General features: G+C 64.8%; 23 protein-coding genes. 17 read left to right on the top strand and 6 right to left on the bottom strand.

Features of this window, described 5'->3' with window-relative positions:
* Positions 1-145: 145 nt before the first annotated feature.
* Positions 146-1237, top strand: a complete 1092-nt coding sequence (locus tag FNB15_RS21375) for a PAS domain-containing protein (RefSeq protein ID WP_144068296.1) — start codon at positions 146-148, stop codon at positions 1235-1237.
* Positions 1238-1249: 12 nt separating this feature from the next.
* On the opposite strand, the gene FNB15_RS08555 is transcribed toward FNB15_RS21375, so the two are convergent.
* Together FNB15_RS08555 and FNB15_RS08550 are read right to left on the bottom strand one after the other, a co-directional pair.
* On the bottom strand, positions 1250-1708 hold the full coding sequence (locus FNB15_RS08555) for a DUF3237 domain-containing protein (RefSeq protein WP_144068295.1): 459 nt from the start codon (positions 1706-1708) through the stop codon (positions 1250-1252).
* 19 nt (positions 1709-1727) lie between these two features.
* Entirely contained in the window at positions 1728-2210 is a 483-nt protein-coding gene (locus FNB15_RS08550; protein ID WP_144068294.1) for a MarR family winged helix-turn-helix transcriptional regulator, read from the bottom strand.
* A gap of 105 nt (positions 2211-2315) precedes the next feature.
* Between FNB15_RS08550 and fabF the strand changes: the two genes are divergently transcribed.
* Positions 2316-3581, top strand: a complete 1266-nt coding sequence (gene fabF / locus FNB15_RS08545; RefSeq protein ID WP_144068293.1) for a beta-ketoacyl-ACP synthase II — start codon at positions 2316-2318, stop codon at positions 3579-3581.
* Positions 3582-3727: 146 nt separating this feature from the next.
* Positions 3728-5533: a PAS domain-containing sensor histidine kinase gene (locus FNB15_RS08540; RefSeq protein ID WP_185973780.1), complete on the top strand. Its 1806-nt coding sequence runs from the start codon at positions 3728-3730 to the stop codon at positions 5531-5533.
* Positions 5534-5669: 136 nt separating this feature from the next.
* Here FNB15_RS08540 and FNB15_RS08535 read toward each other — a convergent pair whose 3' ends face one another.
* Complete coding sequence (locus FNB15_RS08535) at positions 5670-6200, bottom strand: RT0821/Lpp0805 family surface protein (RefSeq protein ID WP_185973779.1); 531 nt, start codon at positions 6198-6200, stop codon at positions 5670-5672.
* A 139-nt stretch (positions 6201-6339) separates the two neighbouring features.
* On the opposite strand from FNB15_RS08535, the gene pdxH reads away from it, so the two are divergent.
* The 12 genes from pdxH (at position 6340) to FNB15_RS08475 (ending at position 19019) form a co-directional block, all read left to right on the top strand.
* On the top strand, positions 6340-6927 hold the full coding sequence (gene pdxH / locus FNB15_RS08530; protein WP_144068291.1) for a pyridoxamine 5'-phosphate oxidase: 588 nt from the start codon (positions 6340-6342) through the stop codon (positions 6925-6927).
* Positions 6924-7868, top strand: coding sequence for a cation diffusion facilitator family transporter (locus tag FNB15_RS08525; protein WP_246068825.1), 945 nt, complete (start codon positions 6924-6926; stop codon positions 7866-7868). Before pdxH ends, FNB15_RS08525 begins: the two co-directional genes overlap by 4 nt.
* 55 nt (positions 7869-7923) lie before the next feature.
* The gene (locus FNB15_RS08520) at positions 7924-9360 is read left to right on the top strand and encodes a sodium:proton antiporter (RefSeq protein ID WP_144068290.1); all 1437 of its coding nucleotides are present in this window, start codon (positions 7924-7926) and stop codon (positions 9358-9360) included.
* Between the two features lie 89 nt (positions 9361-9449).
* Complete coding sequence (locus tag FNB15_RS08515) at positions 9450-10859, top strand: sodium:proton antiporter (protein ID WP_144068289.1); 1410 nt, start codon at positions 9450-9452, stop codon at positions 10857-10859.
* A 72-nt stretch (positions 10860-10931) separates the two neighbouring features.
* Complete coding sequence (gene rsfS, locus FNB15_RS21500) at positions 10932-11591, top strand: ribosome silencing factor (protein WP_144068288.1); 660 nt, start codon at positions 10932-10934, stop codon at positions 11589-11591.
* Between the two features lie 51 nt (positions 11592-11642).
* Positions 11643-12113 carry a 23S rRNA (pseudouridine(1915)-N(3))-methyltransferase RlmH gene (rlmH, locus tag FNB15_RS08505; RefSeq protein WP_144068287.1) on the top strand — a complete coding sequence of 157 codons (471 nt, stop codon included), beginning with the start codon at positions 11643-11645 and terminating at the stop codon, positions 12111-12113.
* A 78-nt stretch (positions 12114-12191) separates the two neighbouring features.
* Entirely contained in the window at positions 12192-13772 is a 1581-nt protein-coding gene (gene gpmI, locus FNB15_RS08500; RefSeq protein WP_144068286.1) for a 2,3-bisphosphoglycerate-independent phosphoglycerate mutase, read from the top strand.
* On the top strand, positions 13765-15009 hold the full coding sequence (locus tag FNB15_RS08495; RefSeq protein WP_144068285.1) for a murein hydrolase activator EnvC family protein: 1245 nt from the start codon (positions 13765-13767) through the stop codon (positions 15007-15009). Before gpmI ends, FNB15_RS08495 begins: the two co-directional genes overlap by 8 nt.
* Positions 15009-16328: a S41 family peptidase gene (locus FNB15_RS08490; RefSeq protein ID WP_144068284.1), complete on the top strand. Its 1320-nt coding sequence runs from the start codon at positions 15009-15011 to the stop codon at positions 16326-16328. Before FNB15_RS08495 ends, FNB15_RS08490 begins: the two co-directional genes overlap by 1 nt.
* 35 nt (positions 16329-16363) lie before the next feature.
* A complete protein-coding gene (locus tag FNB15_RS08485; RefSeq protein WP_144068283.1) occupies positions 16364-17695 on the top strand; it encodes a divergent polysaccharide deacetylase family protein in 1332 nt (443 codons plus the stop codon).
* A gap of 27 nt (positions 17696-17722) precedes the next feature.
* Complete coding sequence (locus tag FNB15_RS08480) at positions 17723-18214, top strand: RNA pyrophosphohydrolase (RefSeq protein WP_144068282.1); 492 nt, start codon at positions 17723-17725, stop codon at positions 18212-18214.
* A 19-nt stretch (positions 18215-18233) separates the two neighbouring features.
* Positions 18234-19019, top strand: coding sequence for an alpha/beta hydrolase (locus FNB15_RS08475; RefSeq protein ID WP_144068281.1), 786 nt, complete (start codon positions 18234-18236; stop codon positions 19017-19019).
* Positions 19020-19024: 5 nt separating this feature from the next.
* On the opposite strand, the gene FNB15_RS08470 is transcribed toward FNB15_RS08475, so the two are convergent.
* The 3 genes from FNB15_RS08470 to FNB15_RS08460 form a co-directional block, all read right to left on the bottom strand.
* Complete coding sequence (locus FNB15_RS08470; RefSeq protein ID WP_144068280.1) at positions 19025-19516, bottom strand: PAS domain-containing protein; 492 nt, start codon at positions 19514-19516, stop codon at positions 19025-19027.
* Between the two features lie 92 nt (positions 19517-19608).
* The gene (locus FNB15_RS08465; protein WP_144068279.1) at positions 19609-20103 is read right to left on the bottom strand and encodes a PAS domain-containing protein; all 495 of its coding nucleotides are present in this window, start codon (positions 20101-20103) and stop codon (positions 19609-19611) included.
* A gap of 69 nt (positions 20104-20172) precedes the next feature.
* Positions 20173-20991, bottom strand: a complete 819-nt coding sequence (locus FNB15_RS08460; protein WP_144068278.1) for a ferritin-like domain-containing protein — start codon at positions 20989-20991, stop codon at positions 20173-20175.
* 105 nt (positions 20992-21096) lie between these two features.
* Here FNB15_RS08460 and arsC point away from each other — a divergent pair, with 105 nt between their 5' ends.
* Together arsC and FNB15_RS08450 are read left to right on the top strand one after the other, a co-directional pair.
* Positions 21097-21438 carry an arsenate reductase (glutaredoxin) gene (gene arsC, locus FNB15_RS08455; protein ID WP_144068277.1) on the top strand — a complete coding sequence of 114 codons (342 nt, stop codon included), beginning with the start codon at positions 21097-21099 and terminating at the stop codon, positions 21436-21438.
* Positions 21439-21512: 74 nt separating this feature from the next.
* Positions 21513-22436 carry a DMT family transporter gene (locus tag FNB15_RS08450; RefSeq protein ID WP_144068276.1) on the top strand — a complete coding sequence of 308 codons (924 nt, stop codon included), beginning with the start codon at positions 21513-21515 and terminating at the stop codon, positions 22434-22436.
* Position 22437 lies beyond the last annotated feature (1 nt).

Genomic DNA, 22437 nt, shown 5'->3' with positions numbered 1-22437 from the left:
TCCGCAATTAATTCAGGATCCCGGACTCTGGAATAACTGGCCTGATTCGTCAGGCCGGTGTTACCTTGCGACATGCGCTGCCGGGGTGATTCGCCCCAAGAGACTCAACAGGTCGATTCTAGGGCGGCGTTCAAGGGGATCCGGGGTGTCGGAAAATCGGCAGACAGCATCAGCCGCATTACTGCAGCGGTTGGCCGAAGACGATGAGTCGCTGCTCGACCGCAACGACACGCGCATCGACGCCATGCTGATCGAGCGGCTCTACCAGAGCAGCTTCGCTACCCGCTATGTGCCGATCCCGATGCTGTTCGGCGCTTTCGTCATCTACCAGGATCACCTGAACTGGTGGCAGATCGGCCTGATCGGCCTGCTTTACTGCGTCTCCACGCTGCATCTCGATCGCCTGCGCGATGCCTATACCCTAAGCGGCGGACTGGAAATCGGCAGGAACTGGGGGTTGCTTTTCGCCATCGGCTGCGGCGGCACCGGCCTCGCCTGGGGCCTGCTCGGCTGGTTCGGCTATCCGCCGGGCGACTTCGCCCTGCAGGCGATGCTCTGCGTCGCCTGGGCCGGGTTGACCACCAGCAGCCTGAACACCCGCGCGGTACATCTGCCCTCCTTCTATGCCTTCATCATCGGCATTTCGGTGCCGTTCTTTGCGCGCGGCTTCCTGTTCGGCGAAGCCAGCACGGTGGGCATGGCCTTCTTCGGCACCATCCTGCTGGCGGCACAATGCTTCTGCGCCCAGGTCAACAATCGACGCGAACGCCTGTCAGCAGCTTTGCGCCTGCGCAATGCCGAACTGATCGGCCAGATGGACCGCGCGCGCGTCGCCGCCGAAACCAGTCGCGTGGAACTGTCACGCGCGCACCACGCCATGGCGGCAGATTTCACCAGCCTGCAGCGGCTGAGCCAGACCGGTTCGTGGCACTGGCAGGGGCCGGACGGCAACATCGTGTGGAGCGACCAGTTCTATCGCCTGCTCGGCCTGGTGCCGCAATCCTGCCCGGCCGCGCCGGCGGCGTGGCTCGACCGCGTGCACCCGGATGATCGCGAAATCCTGCGCAGCCATTACCAGCGCCTGCGCAGCGGCGCGACACGCGACTCGGTCAGCTTCCGGCTGGCGGGCGATGCTTCGCCGGCGGTATGGCTGCAGTCGATTGCCGAAAGCGAACGCGGCCCGGATGGCAGTGTGACCTGGATCCGCGGTCTGCTGCGCGCCGAGCCTGCAGATTGACTGGCCTGCAGATCAATCCACGCTGTAGACCTTGAGCCGCACCTGGTCGGGCGTGCGTTCGCCGAAGCCGACATGCAGGCGCTGCACCAGCCATTGCAGATCGGGTGCCGCCGTCTCGAACCGCATCGCGGTGCGCATGTAATAGCTGGAGGGATCGACGCGCTCGCCACGCGCCAGTTTCGCCATCACCTCGGCCGGGCCGATCCGCAGGCCGCGGCTCCAGACCTCGACCTGTGCTGCCCCACCTGGAGAATCGGCGTCCAGCTTCAGCATGTAGCGCGCATCAAGATCCGCCAGCCCGTCAGGACGCAGCACCTGCCAGTCCGCGCCGCCCGCCAGCACCACGCCGCTGAGTTTGCCGGTCACCGCACCGCCGGTGATCGGCACGCAGCGGCGTTCGCCGGCGGCATCGCGGCCCACGCTTTGCGGCACGCCCACTTCGACGGCAAGTTCGAAAACCGGTGTCAGCATGGCAGTCTCCCTCAGGTCCTCAGGTCCTCAGCTTCTCAATCGTCTGGCTGAGCTGTTGATGCAGGGTCGCGGTCTGCGCCGCACCGAGCTTGCGCGTCAATGCCGCCTGCGCCTTCTGCCAGAGCGGCAGCGCACGCGCAAACAGCCGCCGGCCATCCGCCGTCAGCCGCACGATACGGCGCCGCCGATCATCGACCGCAGCGCCCTGGATAATCAGGTCGCGCTGTTCGAGCAGGCGCAGATTACGGGTCAGTGTGGTGGAATCGACGCCGATCAGCTGGGCCAGCGCCGTCACCGAGAGACCATCTGCCTGGCAGAGCGAGGCCAGCGTGGCGAATTGCGGCATGGTGAGATCGACCTCGGCCATGAAGGCATTATAGGCCTGCATGCCCAGTCGCGTTGCAGCATGCAGGCGCAGCACCGTGCAGCCCTCCTCCATCAACTGGCGGAAGGCAGCTGTGTCGGGCAGGTCGCTGCGTCTGGCCTCGCGCTTGCGGGTCATCCCTTTTCAATAGCGGTTTCAGCCGGCCTTGCAAACCGCTCTGACGCAGCCTATCTGTAGCTACAATATATGTATATACATCTTTTTTGGAAAGGGCCTGCCGCCATGCGCAACGTCGTCGTCACCGGACTGGGCCTTGTCACGCCGCTCGGCGTCGGAACCGCGATCAACTGGCAGCGGCTGACGGCCGGACTTTCCGGCCTGCGCCGCATCAGCGGCTTCGACACCTCGGATCTGTCCGCGAAAGTCGCCGGCATCGTGCCGGATATCGCCGACGACCCGCAGGGCTTCGATCCGGATGCGGCCGCACCACTGAAAGACCGCCGCAAGATGGACCGCTTCATCCAGTTCGCGCTGGTGGCGGCGGGTGAGGCGCTGAAGCAGGCCGGGCTGAACCTGACCGATGCGGCAACGACTGCGAAAGTGCGCGCCGGCTGCATGATCGCCACCGGCATCGGCGGCTTTCCGGCGATTGCCGAAGCGACCCGCACGGTGGAGCGCGCCGGACCGCGCCGGCTGTCGCCTTTCGTGATCCCCTCTTTCCTCGGCAATCTGGCGGCCGGCCATGTCTCGATCCGCCACGGCCTGCAGGGCCCGCTCGGCTGCCCGGTGACGGCCTGCGCCGCCGGCGCGCAGGCCATCGGCGACGCCGCGCGCCTGATCCGCAGCGGTGAAGCCGATGTGATGCTGGCCGGCGGCGCGGAGGCCTGCATCGACCGCGTCAGCCTGGCCGGATTCGGCGCGGCGCGCGCGCTGGCCACCGCGCATAACGACGAACCGGAGAAAGCCTCGCGGCCCTTCGAAGCGGCGCGCGATGGCTTCGTGATGGGCGAAGGCGCCGGCATCCTGGTGCTGGAATCAGAGGAACATGCGCGGGCGCGTGGCGCGGAAATCGTCGGCCGCGTGTTGGGCTATGGCACCACGGCCGATGCCCATCACATCACCGCACCGCCGGACGACGGTAACGGCGCGCGCCGCGCCATGCAGATCGCGCTGACCCAGGCCGGACTGGAACCGGGCCAGATCGGCTACATCAACGCACATGCCACCGCCACGCCGGTGGGCGATGCCGCTGAGATCTCGGCGGTGAAAAGCCTGTTCGGCAACGTCATCGCGCAGCTGGCCATGTCGTCCACCAAATCCGCCATCGGCCACCTGCTGGGCGCAGCCGGTGCGGTGGAGGCGATCTACAGCCTGCTGGCTGTGCGCAGCGGCCTGCTGCCGCCGACGCGCAACCTCGATCAGGTCGATCCGGCCTGCGACGGCATCGACCTGGTGCCTCATGTGGCGAAAGAGAAAACCGTGGACTATGCGATGTCGAACGCCTTTGGCTTCGGCGGCGTCAATGCGGCATTGATCTTCGGTCGCTAAGAAACGGCGGCGCCCTCTACCTCCCGCTGTAGCCGCCGCCACCAACGGGTGGTAGCCGAAACTAGCCGTGGCATTTTGTCCCCGGCTGGTTAAGTTGCTCTGGTCTTCCGACGCCGGACCAGGGATGCATGAACAGAATTGAGGGGATGTCTGCAGACCGGCTGAAACGGCTGATCGATGAGACCGATGCCACCCCGGAACCCGCCGACCGACCGCTGACCGACGCGGTGATCGCCGAACGGCTGTATCGCGCCAGTCGTCCGACGCGATACATGGCCTTCCTGTTCATGGCGGGGCTGTTTGCCGCCTTCTGGCACACTCTGCAGGGCTGGCAGATGGCCCTGTGCTTTGCCTTCAATCTGGGCGGCACGCTGTGGTTCGACCATCTGCGCCGCCGTTTCGCCAGCCGGCCAGACCCTTTCGCGGCGGCCGACGTCTGGACCACCCGCTTCGCACTGGCTTCAGCCGTCACGGGCACTGGCTGGGGCCTGCTCGGCTGGTTCGCTTTCGCACCCGACAATTTCGAATCGCAGCTCACGCTCGGCTTCGCGATGTGCGGGTTGATCACCCTGAGCGTGCTGACCCGCAGCGTGCACCTGCCGTCCTATTACACCTTCATGGCCGCAACCCTGACACCACCGCTGCTGCGCTGCCTGATAGAAGGAACACCCGGAGCCCTGACGATTGCCTTCTGCGGCGTGGTCTTCGTGATCTTCACCTCGATCTGGAGTCACAATGCGCACGACCGCGAACTGCGCTCGGCCGCCTTGCGCCTGCGCAACGCCGAACTGATCCACGAGGTGGAGCAGGCGCGCGCCATGGCGGAAACCGCGCGCGACCTGGCAGAAGACAATTACCATCGCACGCTCGACTCGCTGCAGAATGCCCAGCGCATCGGCAATGTCGGCAACTGGGACTGGTATGCCGCAACAGATAAGCTGTTCTGGTCAGACCAGCTTTATCGCCTGATCGGCAAAGCACCCGGCAGCATGACACCCGATGGCGAGGCATTCCTGGCCCTGGTCGATGCCGAAGACCGCGACCGGGTGACGGAGCGCCTCAAAGAAGTGACCCGCAGCGGTACACGGGTCACGGCGGAATTCCGTCTCAAGCCGATCGATGGCGAGACGCGCATCCTGTTCGCTGTCACGGAAGCGATGCAGGACGAGACCGGAAAAATCGTGCGCATTGCCGGCACGCTGCGCGACGTGACACAACAGCGCGACTACGAGAATGCGCTGATCGCCGCGAAAGCGGTCGCTGAGCGGGCCAGCAGGGCCAAGACCAATTTTCTTGGCAATCTGAGCCACGAACTGCGCACACCACTGAATGCCGTGATCGGTTTCGCTGAAATGCTGACCCTGCCTCGGACTGGCGCAGCCGGAACGCCGCGCACGGCGGAATATGCCAGCCTGATCCTGACCAGCAGCCGCGAGCTGCTGGTGCTGATCGACGACCTGCTGGATATCGCGCAGATCGAAACCGGTCAGATGGAACTGAAATCCGAAACCATCGCCATGGCGGCATTGATCGCCGAAACTGCCGCACAGGCGCAGCCGGCGCTGGAAAAGGCGGATTGCCGGCTGGAGGTTTCAGGCGGCGGCGGCGATATCCGCGGCGACGCGCAGCGCGTGCGGCAGATCCTGGCAACCCTGCTGGCTGAAACCATACGGCTGTCGCCGCCGGGCAACCGGCTGAGTCTGGCAAGCGCGGATGAGCAGACGATGCTGCGCCTGACCCTGACCAGCGAGGCGCCACTGCCCGATATCGCCGCCGACACTGCGCTGTTGCACGGTTTCGAGGCGCGCGTCGCCTATCATGCCAGCGACCTGGGACTGCATCTGGCGCTGATGAAGGAACTGGTCCGGCGCCATCACGGCGATCTGCGTAGCGAGACACGCGGCGACGGCACCGCGCTGCATCTTCGTCTGCCGCTGGCCGGCCACGCATAGCTCCCGTCTCTTCTCAATCTCACGCAGCACAAAAAAAGACGGCGTGCTCGAAGAACACGCCGTAAGTCTGGGGGGAAGGGAAAAGAAAAAACGCGGTACTCGGCGTCCCGGAAGCACTAATGGCTCCCGGACGCAATCAGTGCATGATCTTCCAGCTTCCGTCGGGCTGGCGGCAGGCCGTACCGTAGCCCTGCTTGCTTTCGCCGCCGACCTGGATGGTCTGTTGGAATTCACGGCAGTATTCGCCGCTGGCGGCCTGATAGGCCGGCTGCGGCACGATGGTGCCGGCATTGCCGCTATCGGGGTTGCGCCACGACACCTGCGTGCCCGAAGGCGTGGTTTCCAGCGCGCGCTGGTTTGCGCGGTCCATGTAGCCGCGGTCGGCCTTGTCGAGCGACTTGCCGACTTCCGAGCCAAGCAACGCGCCGATCAGCGTACCGGCGGCGACGCCGACCAGCTGGCCAGAGCCCTTGCCGAACTGCGCGCCGGCGACCGCGCCGCCGACGCCACCGAGCACGGTGCCGACATTCTGCTTCGGGCCGCTGTCATTGGCGCAGGCGGCCAGCATGCCGACGATGCCGAGCGCGGCAACCACCGAAACGGCGCGACGCGCAAGGGCGCGGGCCGGACGGGGATGGTACGGAGGGCGGGGGGCGAGGACGTTCATGGCCGTGTGAATCCTATATACATGCCCAGGTTGGACACGGGAAAAATCTGCGGGCGGATTGAGGCGGGATTGCGGCAAGGGTTGGGTAACTTGGCGGCAGGATGTAACATGGGGCACCCCGGAAGCTCAGAGAACCGCAATGACCGCCGCTGACCCGCTTGCCCAGTTTGCCGCATGGCTGAAGGATGCCGAAGCCGGCGAACCCAACGATCCCACCGCCATGGCGGTGGCGACCAGCGACGCGGATGGCCTGCCGAATGTGCGCATGGTGCTGCTGAAGGGCTTCGATGAGCGCGGCTTTGTCTTCTACACCAATTTCGAAAGCGCCAAGGGCCGCGAACTGCTGGCCAACCGGCAGGCCGCCGCAATGTTCCACTGGAAGAGCCTGCGCCGGCAGGTGCGCCTGCGCGGTCCGGTCAGCGTGGTGACCGAGGCCGAGGCCGATGCCTATTTCGCCTCGCGCCCGCGCGACAGCCGCATCGGCGCCTGGGCCTCGCAGCAGTCGCGTCCGCTGGAGGGCCGCTTCGCACTGGAAGCCGCGGTGGCGAAATACGCCGCCAGGCATGCCATCGGCGATGTCCCGCGGCCGCCCTACTGGTCGGGCTTCCGCATCGCGCCGAGCTACATCGAATTCTGGACCGACAAGCCATTCCGCCTGCATGAACGGCTGGTCTACCGGCGCAGCGACGCATCCGTGCCGTGGACAACGGAATTCCTGTATCCGTGAGCAAGAGCGCGCCAGCCGCCAGCGAAAAGGCGCGGCTGATGCGCCGTGCCACCTATGCCTCGGTGCTGGTGGTCCTGGTGCTGGTGGCGGCAAAGATGGCAGCCTGGCTGCAGACCGAATCCGTCGCCCTGCTGGCATCGCTGGTCGACAGCCTGCTCGATGGCGTGGCCTCCGCCATCAATCTGTTGGCGGTGCGCCACGCGCTGACGCCAGCCGATGACGAACACCGCTTCGGCCATGGCAAGGCCGAAGCGCTCGCCGGTCTGGGCCAGGGTGCCCTGGTCACCGGCTCGGCGCTGTATCTTTTCATTACCGGCATCCAGCATCTGATCACGCCGCAACCGATCGGCAGCAGCCCGGCCGGCATCGCCGTGATGGTGCTGTCGATCCTGCTGACCGGCGGCCTGATCCTGTACCAGCGCCACATCGTGCGGCAGACGGGCTCTCTCGCCATCGCCGCCGACCGGCTGCATTACGTTGCCGATCTGGCCACCAACCTCACCGTCATTGCGGCACTGCTGCTGGCCAGCCAGCCCGACTATGTCTGGGTCGATGCCGTCGCGGCGCTGATCGTCGCCGCCATCATCGTGAAAAGCGCCATCGACATCGTACGCGGTGCGCTCGACAACCTGATGGATCGCGAGATGGCTGAGGTGGACCGCGAGCGCATCCTGACCGTGGTGCGGCAGCATTCGCAGGCGCGCGCCCTGCACGACCTGCGCACGCGCCGCGCCGGGTTGCAGGTCTTCATTCAGTTCCATCTCGAACTCGACCCGGAGATCAGTTTACGCGCGGCGCATCGCATCACCGATGAGATCGAGACCGAGTTGCGCCGGATGTTCCCCGGCGCCGGCGTGCTGATCCACCAGGATCCGGCAGGCTATGACGATCCGGTTTCTGAATTCGTCAGTCCGTCGGGCAAGCCGACCGGGACGGGTTGATCCCCGGTTGCCGCCCCCGCTAAGTTAGCGGCTCTGCTTTGCCGTTGGGGGAGTCATGTCGTTTTCACGCATCCTGCGCCTTGTCGCGTCTGCCGTTGGTCCAGGCCTGATCGCTGCCCTGACCATTTCCGCCCCGGCGCAGGCTGCTGCCGCCATCGAGGGCAAGACGCTGAGCATCCTGTGGGTGCTGCCCTTTGCCGGCATCCTGCTCTCCATCGCGCTGATGCCGCTGTTCACGCCGCAATTCTGGCATCACCACTATGGCAAGGTGGCGGGCTTCTGGGGCCTGTGCATTGCCGTGCCGTTCGCGCTGCAGATTGGCGCCATCCCCACCGCGCATGTGCTGCTGGAAGTGGCGCTGCACGAATACATCCCCTTCATCATCCTGCTGTTCGCACTGTTCACTGTCGCCGGCGGTGTGCGTATCACCGGCAACCTGCATGGCAGCCCAAGCCTGAACACCGCCTTGCTGCTGGTCGGTACCGTGCTGGCAAGCTGGATGGGCACCACCGGCGCCTCGATGCTGCTGATCCGGCCGCTGATCCGCGCCAATGACGACCGCAAGCATAATGTGCATGTGGTGATTTTCTTTATCTTCCTGGTGTCGAACATCGGCGGTGCGCTGACGCCACTGGGCGATCCGCCACTGTTCCTCGGCTTCCTCAAAGGTGTCGACTTCTTCTGGACCACCAAGGCGCTGTTCATGCCGACCTTCCTGGTCACCGTGGTGCTGCTCGGCGTGTTCTATGCCGTCGACAGCCACTACTATAAAAAGGAGGGCATCGTGGCACCCGACCCGACGCCCGACAGCGCTATCGGCATGGAAGGCGGCGTCAATCTGATCCTGCTCGGCGGCGTGATCCTGGCCGTGCTGATGTCAGGCACCTGGAAACCCGGCGTGGAACTGAGCATCTTCGGCGTCGGCGTTGAACTGCAAAACGCGGCGCGCGACCTGTTGCTGCTCGCCATCGCCTTCGCCTCGCTGAAGCTGACCGCGCAACAGACCCGCAGCGATAACGGCTTCACCTGGGGGCCGATTGTCGAAGTCGCCAAGCTGTTCGCCGGCATTTTCGTCACCATCATCCCGGCCATCGCCATCCTGCGCGCCGGCACCGATGGCGCGCTGGGCGGTCTGGTCAGCCTGGCCTCCAATGCTGACGGTTCGCCGAACAATGCGATGTATTTCTGGCTGACCGGCATCCTGTCGAGCTTCCTCGACAATGCGCCGACCTATCTCGTCTTCTTCAACATGGCGAGCGGCGATGCGCAGACCCTGATGGGTCCGCTGGCCTCCACGCTGCTGGCGATTTCGGCCGGCGCGGTGTTCATGGGCGCCAACAGCTACATCGGCAATGCACCCAACTTCATGGTCAAGGCGATTGCCGAAGAGATGAACGTCAAGATGCCGAGCTTCTTCGGCTATATGGTGTGGAGTTGCGGCATCCTGCTGCCCTGTTTCGTGCTGGTGACGCTGCTGTTCTTCCTGTGGTAACCGGCCCAGGACTGCTGGACGGGTTGTCGGCCGCGGCGTTAACCGATATAAACATCGCGTAAATATTCTTAACCATCAAGAGGTGGCCGATGCGCGCGCCCGTCCTTCGCATCGGCCTCGTCGCCGCATCTGTTTTCGGCTTCGCGGCCCCGGCGCAGGCCGCGGCTATCGACGGTTCGCAGCTCACGCTGCTCTGGGGCCTGCCGTTTGCCGGCATCCTGCTCTCAATCGCGCTCTGTCCGCTGGTCGCACCGGCCTTCTGGCATCATCATTACGGCAAGATCGCGGGCTTCTGGGCGCTGGCCTTCCTTCTGCCCTTCGCACTGCACAGCGGCACCGGCAGCGCCGTGCATGTCGTGCTGGAAGTGGCGCTGCACGAATATATTCCGTTCACCGTGCTGCTGCTGTCGCTGTTCACTATCGCCGGTGGCGTGCGCATCACCGGCAACCTGCAGGGCAGCCCGAGCCTGAATACCGGGCTGCTGGCCGCCGGCACCGTGCTGGCAAGCTGGATGGGCACCACCGGCGCCGCCATGCTGCTGATCCGGCCGCTGATCCGCGCCAACGACAACCGCCGGCACAATGTGCATGTGGTGATCTTCTTTATCTTCCTGGTCGCCAATGTGGGCGGTGCGCTGACGCCGCTGGGCGATCCGCCGCTGTTCCTCGGCTTCCTCAACGGCGTGCGATTCTTCTGGACCATGGAAGCCTTGTTCACGCCGACGCTGCTGCTCGGCGGCATCCTGCTCGGGGTTTTCTATCTGGTTGACCGCTATCTTTATGTGAAGGAAGGCATCACCCGCGATCCGACGCCGGATACCACGATCGGCGTCGAGGGCGGCGCCAACATTTTCCTGCTGGGCGGCGTGATCGGCGCCGTGCTGATGTCAGGCACCTGGCAGCCGGCCTGGAGTTTCGATATCGCCGGCGTGGAGCTGAAGCCGCAGAATCTGGCGCGCGACGTCATCCTGCTCGGCCTGGCCGGGCTGTCGCTGCTGATCACCAGCAAGGCAACACGCGACGGCAACGGCTTCAACTGGGAGCCGATCCTGGAAGTCGCCAAGCTGTTTGCCGGCATCTTCCTGACCATCGTGCCGGTGATCGCCATCCTGCGCGCCGGCGAAAGCGGCGCCCTGCGCGACCTGATCGCGATCGCCACCGGGCCGGACGGCGCGCCACGCGACGAGATGTATTTCTGGCTGACCGGGCTATTGTCCGCCTTCCTCGACAATGCGCCGACCTACCTGGTGTTTTTCCATATGGCGGGCGGCGATGCGCAGGCGCTGATGGGGCCGATGGCCTCCACCCTGCTCGCCATTTCCATGGGCGCGGTCTACATGGGCGCGCTGACCTATATCGGCAATGCGCCGAATTTCATGGTCAAGGCGATCGCCGAACAAAGCGGCGTCCGCATGCCGAGCTTCTTCGGCTACATGCTGTGGTCCTTCCCGTTGCTGCTGCTGCCCTTCGCCCTGATCACCTGGCTGTGGTTTCTGTAGGAACTAACCTTCGTCACCGGACTTTCATTGTCGATAAACCCGAGTCGCGATAGACTGAGCCCGATTCGACGCATGTCGGATCCCCTGATTTCCGGAGTTTGCAGAGGAGTATCGGCCATAGCAAACACCACGTCGCGCAAGCGCGCATCGACGGCCCCCGCCAGCAAGGCCAAGGCCGCCACCAAGTCGAAATCCACCGCCGCCGCCAAGAAACCGGCTGCTGCGGGTAAAGCCAAGACGGTCACGACCCCGAAGAAGAGTACAACCAGGGTGACCAAGGCCGCTGCCCAGACAGCAAGGACATCCGCTGCCAAGCCCAAGGCGGCGAGCAAGACCCCGAAAGCCGCAGCCGCAAAACCCGCCGCGAAGAAGCACGTCCTGCCGCCGGCCGTGCTCAAGCTGCATCAGCTGATCCTGAAGTCGCTCGACGACGACAAGGCCGAGGAGATCGTATCGATCGAGCTGGCCGGCAAGTCCTCGATTGCGGATTTCCTGGTGATTGCCTCTGGCCGCTCGTCGCGCCAGGTCGCCGCCATCGCCGAACATCTGGTCGACCGGATCACCAAGGAAACCGGCCGCAAAGTACGCGCCGAAGGCAAGGCGGTCGGCGACTGGGTTCTGATCGATACCGGCGACATCGTGGTCCATATCTTCCGGCCCGATGTGCGCAACTTCTACAATCTTGAAAAGATGTGGGGCGGCGCGGCCATCCCTGAGCCGGCTGCGGCCTGAGACCGAACGCATGCCGCCGGTCTGTACGGCTGGCGGCATGAACATCATCCCATGAAGATCACCATCGCCTGCGTCGGCAAGGCCGGCCGCGCCAAGCATGATGCGGCCCAGAGCCTGATCGAGGGCTACAGCGCCCGCCTGCCCTGGCCGGTCACCATCCGCGAGGTGGAGGACAAGAAGCAGGGCGGCACCCCGGCGGAGCGCAAAAGTCGCGAAGCCGCACTGCTGCTGGCCGCCTTGCCCAAAGGCGCCGTGATCGTGGCGATGGACGAGCGCGGCAAGAGCCTGTCGAGCCGGCAGTTCGCCGATCAGCTGGCGCAATGGCGCGACCATGGCGAGCAGGAGGTGGCTTTCCTGATCGGCGGGGCCGACGGGCTGGACCCCGCACTGGCGGCCAAGGCGAGGCTGACGCTGTCGCTCTCGGCCATGACTTGGCCGCATTTGCTGGCCAGAGTGATGCTGCTGGAGCAGCTTTACCGGGCCTGGAGCCTGCAGACCGGGCATCCCTATCACCGGGACTGATTTACCGGGACGGATCGACCTTTCCGGCCATCTGCGCTATGTAGAATCCTAGAAACCTCAGCCTTTTCATTGATTGCCATGACCAAGACCGATATCGCCCGCAAACCCGTCGTTCTGTGCATCCTGGACGGCTGGGGCCTGCGCGATGACCCGACCGACAACGCGCTGGCCCAGGCGCGGCTGCCGAACTATCGCCGCCTGCTGGACACCCGCCCGTTCGCCAAAGTCGGCACGTCCGGCCGCGATGTCGGCCTGCCCGACGGCCAGATGGGTAATTCGGAAGTCGGTCATATGAATATCGGCGCCGGGCGTATTGCCGTGCCTGATCTCGGCCGCATCGACAATGCGGTGGCCGACGGCACGCTGAAGGACAACGCCGCCATCACCGGGCTGATCGAAAAGCTGAAGGCGAGCGGCGGCAGGCTGCATCTGCTCGGCCTGCTGTCGGATGGCGGCGTGCATTCGCACCAGGACCATATGGCCGCCGTGGCGAAAATCTTCTCGGCCGCCGGCCTCGCGGTGAACATCCACATGTTCGCCGATGGCCGCGATACGCCGCCGAAAAGCGCGCTGAATTTCCTGAAAATTTTCCGCCGGCAGATCGGCGATGCGAAGAACGTGTCCTTCGCCACCGTCTCCGGCCGCTTCTTCGCCATGGATCGCGACAAGCGCTGGGAGCGTGTCGGCCAGGCCTATGACGCGCTGGTCAATGCCAAAGGCAAAACGGCCGCAACGGCGGAAGCCGCCGTCGAACAGGGCTATGCAGCAGACGAGACCGACGAGTTCATCTCGCCCACCGCGCTGGATGGCTTCACGGGCATGCAGGACAACGACGCCGTGCTGATGGCGAATTTCCGCGCCGACCGTGCACGCGAAATTCTCACGGCCCTGCTCGATCCGCATTTCGATGGCTTCAATCGCGCGCGTGTCGTCAAGTTTGCCGGCGCTGTCGGCCTGACCGAATATTCCACCGCACTGAACCCCTTCCTCGCGACCGCCTATGCGCCGGTGCGCTATCCCAATGTGCTGGGCGAAGTGCTGGCCAATGCCGGCAAGACCCAGCTGCGCATTGCCGAGACCGAGAAATACGCGCATGTCACCTTCTTCATGAATGGCGGCGAGGAGCAGCCGTTCTCTGGCGAGGACAGGATTCTGGTTCCTTCGCCAAAAGTGAAGACCTATGACCTGCAGCCGGAAATGTCGGCGCCGGAACTGACCGACAAGCTGACGGCAGCCATTACGTCGGGCAAATACGATCTCGTCATCGTCAACTACGCCAACCCCGACATGGTGGGCCATACCGGCTCGATGCCGGCGGCGATCAAGGCGGCGGAGACGATCGATGCCTGCATCGCCAAGCTTGAGAAAGCCGTGACCGAGATGGATGGCGTGATGCTGATCACCGCCGACCACGGCAACCTGGAAGAGATGCTGGATCGCTCCAGCGGCCAGGCGCATACGCAACACACCACCAATCCGGTGCCGCTGCTGCTGGTCGGCCCGCGCACCGATGCGTATCGGGCCAGGGATGGCCGCCTGTGCGACATCGCGCCGACCCTGTTGCATTTCCTCGGTCTGGCCCAGCCGGCCGAGATGACCGGCAACATACTTGCCGTCGCCGGTACTTCCACCCAGACGACTGCCCGCCGCCTTGCATAAGCTGATCCTGCCGCTCGCCGCCTTGCATAAGCTGATCCTGCCGCTCGCCGCCTTGATCCTGATCGGATCGACGGCGAGCTTTGCGCAATCCAACGCCCCGCAGCAGCAGTTGCAGGATGTGCAGAAGCGTCTGCAGGAAAGCCGTGAACGCGAACGTGAACTGGGCCAGGAAGCGGCCAAGCTGGCGCAGAAGCAGCGCGAGCTGCAGCGCAAACTTGTGTCAGCCGCCAGAAAACTGCAGATCCAGGAAGACCTGGTGTCGCAGAGCGAAGACAAGCTGGCCGGCCTGCTGACCGACGAAGGCACCGCACGCGAGGCGCTGGACGCCCGCCGCGCCGAACTGGCGCAGACTCTGGCCAGCCTGGCGCATCTGAGCCGTCAGCCGCCGGAAGCCATGGTGCTGGCGCCGGGTTCGGCACTGGATATGGTGCGCGCCAGCCAGCTGATGGCAGCACTGGTGCCGGAAATCGAAAACCGGGCAGCGTCCTTACGCGATGAACTGAACCGTCTGGCCAAGCTGCGCCAGGGCGTGGCCACCGAGCAGGAACGGCTGGGCAAGGCGATCACCCAGCTTGACCATGAACGGCGCGAGCTGGAATTCCTGCAGGCCGAAACCACGGCGGCCGTGGCTCAAACCGCGGAAGAGCGCGGTTCTGCGCGAGAAACCAGCAGCCAGCTGGCCGCCCAGGCCAAGGACCTGCGCGCCCTGGTTGATCGCCTGCTGGAACAGGAGCGTCGCGAAACTGAGCGGCGCGAGGCCGAACGGCGGACCCGCCAGCCCGGCACCGCTGCGCCGCGCGGCAGCACCGCCCCTGATCCGCCGGAAGCCTATGCCGCGCTGGAAGGCTCGGCCGCCCTGCCGGCGCGCGGGCGCATCACCGGGAGGTTCGGCCAGTCGGACGAAAACGGCGTTCCGTTGCGCGGAATCCGCATCGAGGCCCGCGCCGGCGCCCAGGTGATCGCGCCCGCTGACGGCAAAGTGATGTTTGCCGGCCCCTTCCGCGGCTACGGGCAACTCTTGATTATCGCCCATGGCGGCGGATACCATAGCTTATTGGCGGGATTTGGACGGATCGACCGCTCTGTCGGTCAATGGGTGCTTGCCGGCGAACCGGTCGGCCTGTTGACCAACTCCCCAGGCGAAAAACCCGTCCTATATCTCGAACTGAGGCGCAAAGGCGAAACGGTCAATCCGTTACCCTGGCTGGCCTCGGGCGACAGAAAGGTGAGCGGCTGATGCGCAATTTCCTCCTTGGTGGTGTCTGTGCCTTCGTGTTGATGGGCTCGGTCGCCCTGTTTGCGGCGCCCAGCAAGGTCGGCGGGCTGCAGGCCAGCGAAACCTACCGGCAGCTCAACCTGTTCGGTGAAATCTTCGAGCGCGTCCGCAACGACTATTACAAAGAGACCAAGGATGACGAACTGATGGAGGCTGCCATCAACGGCATGCTGACCTCGCTCGATCCCTACTCGGTCTACATGCCGCCGCGCAGCTTCCAGGAAGCGCGCGTGCAGACGCGCGGTGAATTCGGCGGCCTCGGCATCGAGGTGACGCAGGAGAACGGCCTGATCAAGGTGGTGTCGCCGATCGACGACACGCCGGCGCAGAAGGCCGGCATCCTGCCGGGCGATCTGGTCACGCATCTGGACGGCGATCCGGTGATGGGCAAGACGCTGAACGAGTCGATCGAGAAGATGCGCGGCGCGCCCAACACCAACATCGTGCTGACCGTACGCCGCGGCGCTGCCGATTCCGCCAAGACCTTCGACGTGAAGATCACCCGCGCCGTGATCAAGACCCGCGTGGTGCGGTCTCGCCGTGAAGGCGAGTTCGGCTACCTGCGCATCTCGTCGTTCAACGAGCACACCACGCAGGACATGGTGGCCGCGATCGACAAGCTGAAGGCCGAGATGGGTCCGGAGCTGAAGGGCTACATCATCGACCTGCGCGACAATCCGGGCGGCCTGCTCGACCAGGCCATCTCGGTGTCGGACAGCTTCCTGAACCAGGGCGAGATCGTGTCGACCCGTGCACTGCGCGGCACCGCCGATGAAGGCCAGCGTTACAACGCCAAGCGCGGCGATGCCGCCGACGGCAAGCCGATGGCGGTGCTGATCAACGGCGGTTCGGCCTCGGCCTCCGAGATCGTAGCCGGCGCGCTGCAGGATCATCACCGCGCCGTGCTGGTGGGTAACACCACCTTCGGCAAGGGCCTGGTGCAGACAATGATTCCGCTCGGTGAATTCGGCGGCATGAAGCTTACCACCGCCGGTTACTTCACGCCGTCGGGCCGCTCGATCGACAAGGTCGGCATCTCGGCCGATGTCGAAGCATGGAACGAGCGCGATCGCCAGATCGCCGCGGCGCTGAAAGAACGCCGCCAGATGACCGACACGCGCCAGACCGAAGAAAACAAGTCGGACAAGGACAAGCAGGAGCCGGCCCAGGTGACGCCGCCGCATCAGGTGCCGACGCCTGGCCAGGACGGCCCCGACCTGGTGCTGCAGGCCGCCATCGAAGTGCTGCGCGCGCCGCCCAAGCCGACTGCACGTAAATGATCCGGCGCGGCTCAGCAGAAGGCTGACCCACCGCAATGGCGCTTCATGTCGATCCCGATGACCGGCCGACAGCAGACCCGAAACCGGGTCTGCTGAAGCGTCTGTTCGGCGGCCGGCGCAAGAAAGCCGTCGCCGTTGAGATGAATGGCGGTGATGGCCATATCCTGGATGAGCATCACGCCGACGCCGACCTGATCCAGAGTATCAATGGCGATGAAGACGCACCGCCGCCGGCCGAGCCGCCGCGCAAGCGTGGCTTCAAGCACAAGATCACCACTTTCTTCCGCATCATCGGCCTGATCCTGTGGCCGCCCTTCCTGCGCGGAGACCTGCGCACGGTGAACCGCCGCCTGCTGATGGCGGCATGGACCATCGTGCTGCTGGTGCTGGCGGCTGGCGGCGGCTGGCTGGTCACTACCGGCGAGAAGCTGGCGTTCCTGCCCGGCTCCGAAGTCGTGATCGGCGTCGGCCGTCTGGCCCTGCCGCCGGAAGCGCGACTGGCGCCGGATCAGAAAAGCGCTGCCGCTGCACCACCGCCCGCGGTCGGCCGGCTGCCCAGTGGATTGCTGATTGCGCCCGATCCGCTGCTGGCCGAAACCACGCCACGCGGCCTGATCCCGAAAATCGGCAGCGATGGCCGGCAGCCGTGGAATGCCTATGCGCGCCCCTTCGACGAACCGGCGACGCGGCCGCGGCTTGCCATCGTGCTGCACGAGATGGGCCTGAACACGCAGTTGACCCTGCTGGCCGCCGAACGCCTGCCGCCGGCCATCACCTTCGCCTTCAATCCTTATGCACCCGACCTCGCCAGGCAGGTAGAGATGGCGCGCACGCTGGGCCATGAAGTGCTGCTCGGCCTGCCGATGGAGCCGTTCGATTATCCGGCCAGCGATCCCGGTCCCTACACGCTGCTGACGAGTTTGAGCGAACAGGAGAATGCACGGCGCTTTGAATGGGTGCTGTCGCGCGTGCCGGGCTATATCGGCTTCAGCAACCTGATGGGCGGCAAATACACATCCTCGCCCGAACATATGCGCACCATCGCCGGCAAGTTGAAGGAACGCGGCCTGATGTTCGTCGATGCGCGCACCGCGCCGCGCAGCGTGGCGGCCCGCGTGGTGCGCGAGGGCGGCGGCGTCTATGCCTTCGTCAATCGCCAGGTCGACACACAGCCGACCGGACAGACCATCGATGCGCGACTGGAAGAACTGGAGCGCACCGCGCGCAGCAACGGCGTCGCCATCGGCAGTGCCCTGCCCTATCCCGTCACGCTCGACCGCCTGCTGGCCTGGACACGCGGGCTGGAGGCGAAGGGCATCGCGCTGGCGCCGGTATCAGCCATCGCCAATCGCCAGACGCCTGAATAACCAACCCGACTACAGTCAGGAGCCAGTATGAGCACAGCAGCCGGACGCGATGCGCGGCCCTACCGCGATGGCGTGGGCATCGCGCTGCTGAATGATGCGGACCTGGTCTTTGTCGGCCAGCGCATTGACCAGACCGCCGAGGCCTGGCAGATGCCGCAGGGCGGTATTGATCCCGGCGAGGATCCGCTGACGGCAGCGTTGCGCGAGATGGAAGAAGAGATCGGCGTGCCGGCAAAGCTGGCCGAGATCATCGCCGAAAGCCGCGACTGGCTGACCTACGACCTGCCGCCCGATCTGGCCGACAAGGTATGGAAGGGCCGGTATCGCGGCCAGCGGCAGAAATGGTATCTGGCGCGCTTCAAAGGGCAGGACACCGATATCAATCTGCAAACAGCGCATCCCGAATTCAACCTGTGGCGCTGGCTGCCGTTTCGCCAGCTGCCTGACATGATCGTGCCGTTCAAGCGGCCGATCTATGAACTGATCGTTGCCGAATTCGCCGATAAGGTTCGCACCTGACAGCCAAGGAGCCTGTAGCATGACGAAGGGCGATATCCTGCTGCTGCATGGAGCCTTCGTCGGCGGCTGGGTCTTCGAGAAGATGCGCGGCGAGCTGAACCGGCGCGGCTGGAAGACGCATGCACCCGACCTGCCGTTCCATGGCAGCGAATTTGCCGGCGCTGATCCGCATCCCGATCTGAGACGCCAGCGCCTGACGGAATATCGCGCCGCGCTGACTGAAGAGATCCATCGCCTGACGCCGCCGGGTCATCCCGCGCCGGTGCTGATCGGGCATTCACTGGGCGGCCTGCTGGCGCAGCAGCTGGCGGCACAGAACCTGGCCCGTGCGGCCGTGCTGCTGGCGCCGGTGGCGCCCTGGGGCATCCTGCCAAAAACACGCTGGGAGGTGGACACCATCTTCGGCCTGATGAAGGCCCATGTCATGGACAAGCCTGTCGTGCCGGATTTCCAGCTGGCGGCGAAATACTCGATGGACCGCATTCCTGCCGCCCTGCAGCGCGACATCTTTGCGCGCCTGGTCCCGGAGTCAGGCCGCGTGCTGTATGAGACCCTGCTTTGGTGGATGGACTGGCAAGCGGAGAGTTATGTCTCGGCGCGGCGCCTGCAGGTGCCGATGCTGGTGCTGTGCGGCAGCGATGACAAGGTGACGCCGCCGGCCACCTGCCGTGCGGTGGCGCGGCGCTATCCCGGCCGCGCGGTGTTTCGCGAGATCCCGGACCTGAGCCACTTCACCTTCGGCGAACCGCAGGAAGAGGCCGTGATTGCCATGGTGGCCGACTGGCTCGACGAGCACGCGCTCTGAACTGATCAGATCGGCGTGTTCTCCAGAGGCAAACTCTCAATGGGCACGCCGCAGCCCAGCACGATATTCACCGTCTTGCCATCGGATGCCAGTGGCAGCAACACGGCCTGGAAGCGATGCCGGCGGTCATCGCGCAAATAATCATAAGACAGCGTGCGCAACTCGCCCTCAGTCACGACACTGCGATAGATCGCCAGCAGTTCGTCGCGGAAGCCGGGATTGGCGATGTCTTCGAGCCAGCGGCCGGTCATGTCGGCACCGTGATAGAACACGAATTCGCTGCCGAACAGGCGATAGCGGAAACGCAGATCGTCTTCCGGCCCACGCACCACATCCACCATCAGCAGATGGCCGAGCAGTGGCTTGAGTTCTAGCGGGTCGAAATCGGCGCGCGCGGGAAAGCGGCGGCCCTGGCGCTTGCCCGCCCAGTAGCCGATCAGGCCACTCAGCCTCTCGTCCAGATCCGATTCAGCGACGGATGTGATATGTCGCACCATGTCCGGCAGCCTAGCCGGCCGACGGGACCCGACAAGCGAAGCATTTGGTAACCTATGTTTTTATTGCAGTGCGGCGCGCAGTTCTGGGGCGCCTAGTAGACACCTACGGGCAGGCCGCTGCTGAGGATCATGTCGATTTCACGGCCGTTGCTGGCCAGCGGCAGGATCACGGCCTGGAACCGGTGCCGCCGGCTATCGAGGATATAGTCGTAGGACAGCATCGGCGTGGCGCCGGTGGCGACGACATGCTCGTATAATCCGACCAGCTGCTGGCGATAGACCGCATTGCCGATCTCGTCGACCCATTGTCCGGTCAGATCGCCGCCGTGATAGAAGACGAATTCCGTGCCGAACAGGCGATAGCGGAAGCGCCGCGTTCCGTCGGCTTGTGGCACGACCTCGATCAGATTGATGTTGCCGAGCAGGGCGCGGAGTTCCAGCGGGTCGATATCGGCGCGCGCCGGCAGATGTCCCGGGCTGCATTTGCCGCGCCAGTAATCCAGCAGGGCCTTCAGGCGCGGATCGAGCTCCGATTCCGGGATCGGACCCTGCGGTGGCGGCGTGGACGGAGCAGCCGTATCAATCATGCCGGCTCAGTCTAAGCCGACAGGCCGGACAGGCAAAGTTGTAGTTGCAGGGAAAATCCCCGAATCGGGCTAGACAGCGACGGTGGCGAGTCGCCGCTGTCGCCATTGCATCACGCGCCAGACCAGCGCGGCGAAGCCGCGGCTGAAGGCGCCCTGCGGATCCAGGCCGCAGGCCTTGAGCGCCATGCTGAGGCCGCGCTGGATATGGCCGAAGCGATAGACCTTGCTGGCGCGGACTTCGTAAGCCGCGCTCTGGCTTTCGCGGTTGTAGCTACCTTCGCAGCCGTTGCCGCACCAGTAGGCCATGGCAAGTTCATCGTCACTGGCTTCCTGCATGCGGCCGAGCGCGATGGCGAGACGGCGCAGGCGGCCCATCGGCTGCGCCTGCTGATAGCGCTGCAGGTGATCGTAGAACAATTTGAAATGGCGAAACTCGTCGGCGGCGATCTTGCCCGCCACCATCTTCAGCACCGGCTCATCGGTGGCGTCGCGGATCGCGCTGTAGAAGCTGGACGTGCCGCATTCCACCACACAGCGCGCCACCAGCTCGCCGTTGCGGCTGCCGCGCACTGAAGCCGTGGCCTCAAGCGGCAGGCGGTAGCCATCGGTGAAACGCTGCATCGCCAGGTCGGGGTCGAAGGCGGGATCGGCCAGCTGGGCCCAGCGCGCCAGGGCGGTGCCATGCTGGCGCTCCTCGATGCCCCACTGCCGCGCGGCGTCGCAGAACAGCGGGTCGTCGGCAAAGACATTGCACAGATACGTGACGTAATCGTCGGCGTTATGCTCGACCAGCGCCGCAGCCTTGACGGCGCGCAGCAGCTCGGGATCGACCCGGGCAGGATCGAAGGCATCCCAAGCGATATCGTCCAGTGTCCAGTGTCCGGCCATGACCCTCTATTTAGCCAACGGTCATCAAATTGCAACTCTTGCGGCGATGCCCTAAGTACCCGTTAATACATCATTCTTGGCGAAATTGCGGCGACAGGACAGCAAATGGCCGATGGTATCCTCTATCACAATCCGCGCTGCTCGAAATCGCGCCAGGCACTGGAACTGCTGCGGGCCGAGGGCCTGTCGCCGCAGGTGGTGGAATATCTGAAGACACCGCCGGATGCGGCCACGCTTAAAAAACTGCTCGGCCAGCTTGGCTTGGGCGCGAAGGACGTGCTGCGCAAAAAGGAAGCCACTGAGGCCGGCATCGACACGGAAGCCGGCGAGGCCGCCCTGATCAAGGCGCTGGCAGAGCATCCCATCGCGCTGGAACGGCCGATCTTCGTGCACAAGGGCAAGGCCGTGATCGGCCGCCCGCCGGAAAAGGTGCTGGAGATCCTCTAGCCCTGCGGGCCCTAGTCATACAGGGTCCCGGACACTAGTTTGTCAGCGCACAAACGAAAGCCAACCGCCCCGTCATGACCAGTCAAGACACTGATGCGCCCGTTGCAACGGCTGCGCCCCCGCAAGGCATTACCGCCTATTCGCTCGGCCTGCTGGCTTTGCTCACCTTCTTCTGGGGCATCAACTGGCCGATCATGAAGATCGCGCTGAACGAGATGCCGGTCTTCACCTTCCGCGCGCTCTGCCTCGGCGGCGGCGCCATCGGCCTGTTCGCCATCGCGCTGCTCAAGCGCATGCCGCTGCGCATTCCGCGCGGCCACCTGCTGCACATGACCTGGATCAGCCTGTTCAACATCACCGGCTGGAATGTCTTCGTGCTCTATGGCCTGTCGATGCTGCCAGCGGGACGCACCACCATTCTCGCCTTCACCATGCCGCTGTGGCTGGTGCCGATGAGTGCGCTGCTGCTGCATGAGCGGCTGACCGGCTGGAAGCTGGCCGGCCTCGGCCTCGGCATGGCCGGCCTTGTCGTGCTGGTCGGCGGCGAGTGGGAGGCGATGATGGCCGCACCCTTGGGCGTGCTGTTGGTGCTAACAGCGGCGATCTGCTGGGCGATCGGCACGGTGCTGACCAAGCTTTGGCAGGTGCCGATGACGCCGGTGCCGTTTGTCGGCTGGCAGATGGTGCTGGGCGGCATCCCGATTTTCTTCATGGCGCCACTGCTGGAATTCGACCGCTGGTATGTCTATTCGCTCTGGCCGTGGATGTCGGCCTTCTACAACGCCACGGTCTGCTTTGTCTTCTGCTACTGGGCCTGGAACGTGCTGGTGCGCGTGCTGCCAGCCGGCATCAGCGGATTGTCGACGCTGATGATCCCGGTGGTGGGGGTGTTCTCCAGCATGCTGATGCTGGGCGAGGAGCCGCGCTGGCCGGAATTTGCCGCGCTGCTGCTGGTCGCCACCGCGCTGGGGCTGATCCTGAAGCCGACGAAAGTCTAGA

Source organism: Ferrovibrio terrae, from assembly GCF_007197755.1.
Classification (GTDB): Bacteria; Pseudomonadota; Alphaproteobacteria; order Ferrovibrionales; family Ferrovibrionaceae; genus Ferrovibrio; species Ferrovibrio terrae.
Note: the sequence above shows the minus strand (reverse complement) of the source record. Positions and strands in the feature narration are given on the sequence as shown.

Excerpts from the sequence above, each read along its gene's own strand:
- FNB15_RS08515 (WP_144068289.1), top strand. The coding sequence starts at position 9,450 with ATGCGCGCGCCCGTCCTTCGCATCGGCCTCGTCGCCGCATCTGTTTTC.
- arsC (WP_144068277.1), top strand. The coding sequence starts at position 21,097 with ATGGCCGATGGTATCCTCTATCACAATCCGCGCTGCTCGAAATCGCGC.
- fabF (WP_144068293.1), top strand. The coding sequence starts at position 2,316 with ATGCGCAACGTCGTCGTCACCGGACTGGGCCTTGTCACGCCGCTCGGC.
- FNB15_RS08450 (WP_144068276.1), top strand. The coding sequence starts at position 21,513 with ATGACCAGTCAAGACACTGATGCGCCCGTTGCAACGGCTGCGCCCCCG.
- pdxH (WP_144068291.1), top strand. The coding sequence starts at position 6,340 with ATGACCGCCGCTGACCCGCTTGCCCAGTTTGCCGCATGGCTGAAGGAT.
- FNB15_RS08470 (WP_144068280.1), bottom strand. The coding sequence starts at position 19,516 with ATGGTGCGACATATCACATCCGTCGCTGAATCGGATCTGGACGAGAGG.
- rsfS (WP_144068288.1), top strand. The coding sequence starts at position 10,932 with ATGTCGGATCCCCTGATTTCCGGAGTTTGCAGAGGAGTATCGGCCATA.
- rlmH (WP_144068287.1), top strand. The coding sequence starts at position 11,643 with ATGAAGATCACCATCGCCTGCGTCGGCAAGGCCGGCCGCGCCAAGCAT.
- FNB15_RS08475 (WP_144068281.1), top strand. The coding sequence starts at position 18,234 with ATGACGAAGGGCGATATCCTGCTGCTGCATGGAGCCTTCGTCGGCGGC.
- FNB15_RS08520 (WP_144068290.1), top strand. The coding sequence starts at position 7,924 with ATGTCGTTTTCACGCATCCTGCGCCTTGTCGCGTCTGCCGTTGGTCCA.
- FNB15_RS08460 (WP_144068278.1), bottom strand. The coding sequence starts at position 20,991 with ATGGCCGGACACTGGACACTGGACGATATCGCTTGGGATGCCTTCGAT.
- FNB15_RS08550 (WP_144068294.1), bottom strand. The coding sequence starts at position 2,210 with ATGACCCGCAAGCGCGAGGCCAGACGCAGCGACCTGCCCGACACAGCT.
- FNB15_RS08485 (WP_144068283.1), top strand. The coding sequence starts at position 16,364 with ATGGCGCTTCATGTCGATCCCGATGACCGGCCGACAGCAGACCCGAAA.
- FNB15_RS08555 (WP_144068295.1), bottom strand. The coding sequence starts at position 1,708 with ATGCTGACACCGGTTTTCGAACTTGCCGTCGAAGTGGGCGTGCCGCAA.
- FNB15_RS08490 (WP_144068284.1), top strand. The coding sequence starts at position 15,009 with ATGCGCAATTTCCTCCTTGGTGGTGTCTGTGCCTTCGTGTTGATGGGC.
- FNB15_RS08535 (WP_185973779.1), bottom strand. The coding sequence starts at position 6,200 with ATGAACGTCCTCGCCCCCCGCCCTCCGTACCATCCCCGTCCGGCCCGC.
- FNB15_RS08540 (WP_185973780.1), top strand. The coding sequence starts at position 3,728 with ATGTCTGCAGACCGGCTGAAACGGCTGATCGATGAGACCGATGCCACC.
- FNB15_RS08480 (WP_144068282.1), top strand. The coding sequence starts at position 17,723 with ATGAGCACAGCAGCCGGACGCGATGCGCGGCCCTACCGCGATGGCGTG.
- FNB15_RS08465 (WP_144068279.1), bottom strand. The coding sequence starts at position 20,103 with ATGATTGATACGGCTGCTCCGTCCACGCCGCCACCGCAGGGTCCGATC.
- gpmI (WP_144068286.1), top strand. The coding sequence starts at position 12,192 with ATGACCAAGACCGATATCGCCCGCAAACCCGTCGTTCTGTGCATCCTG.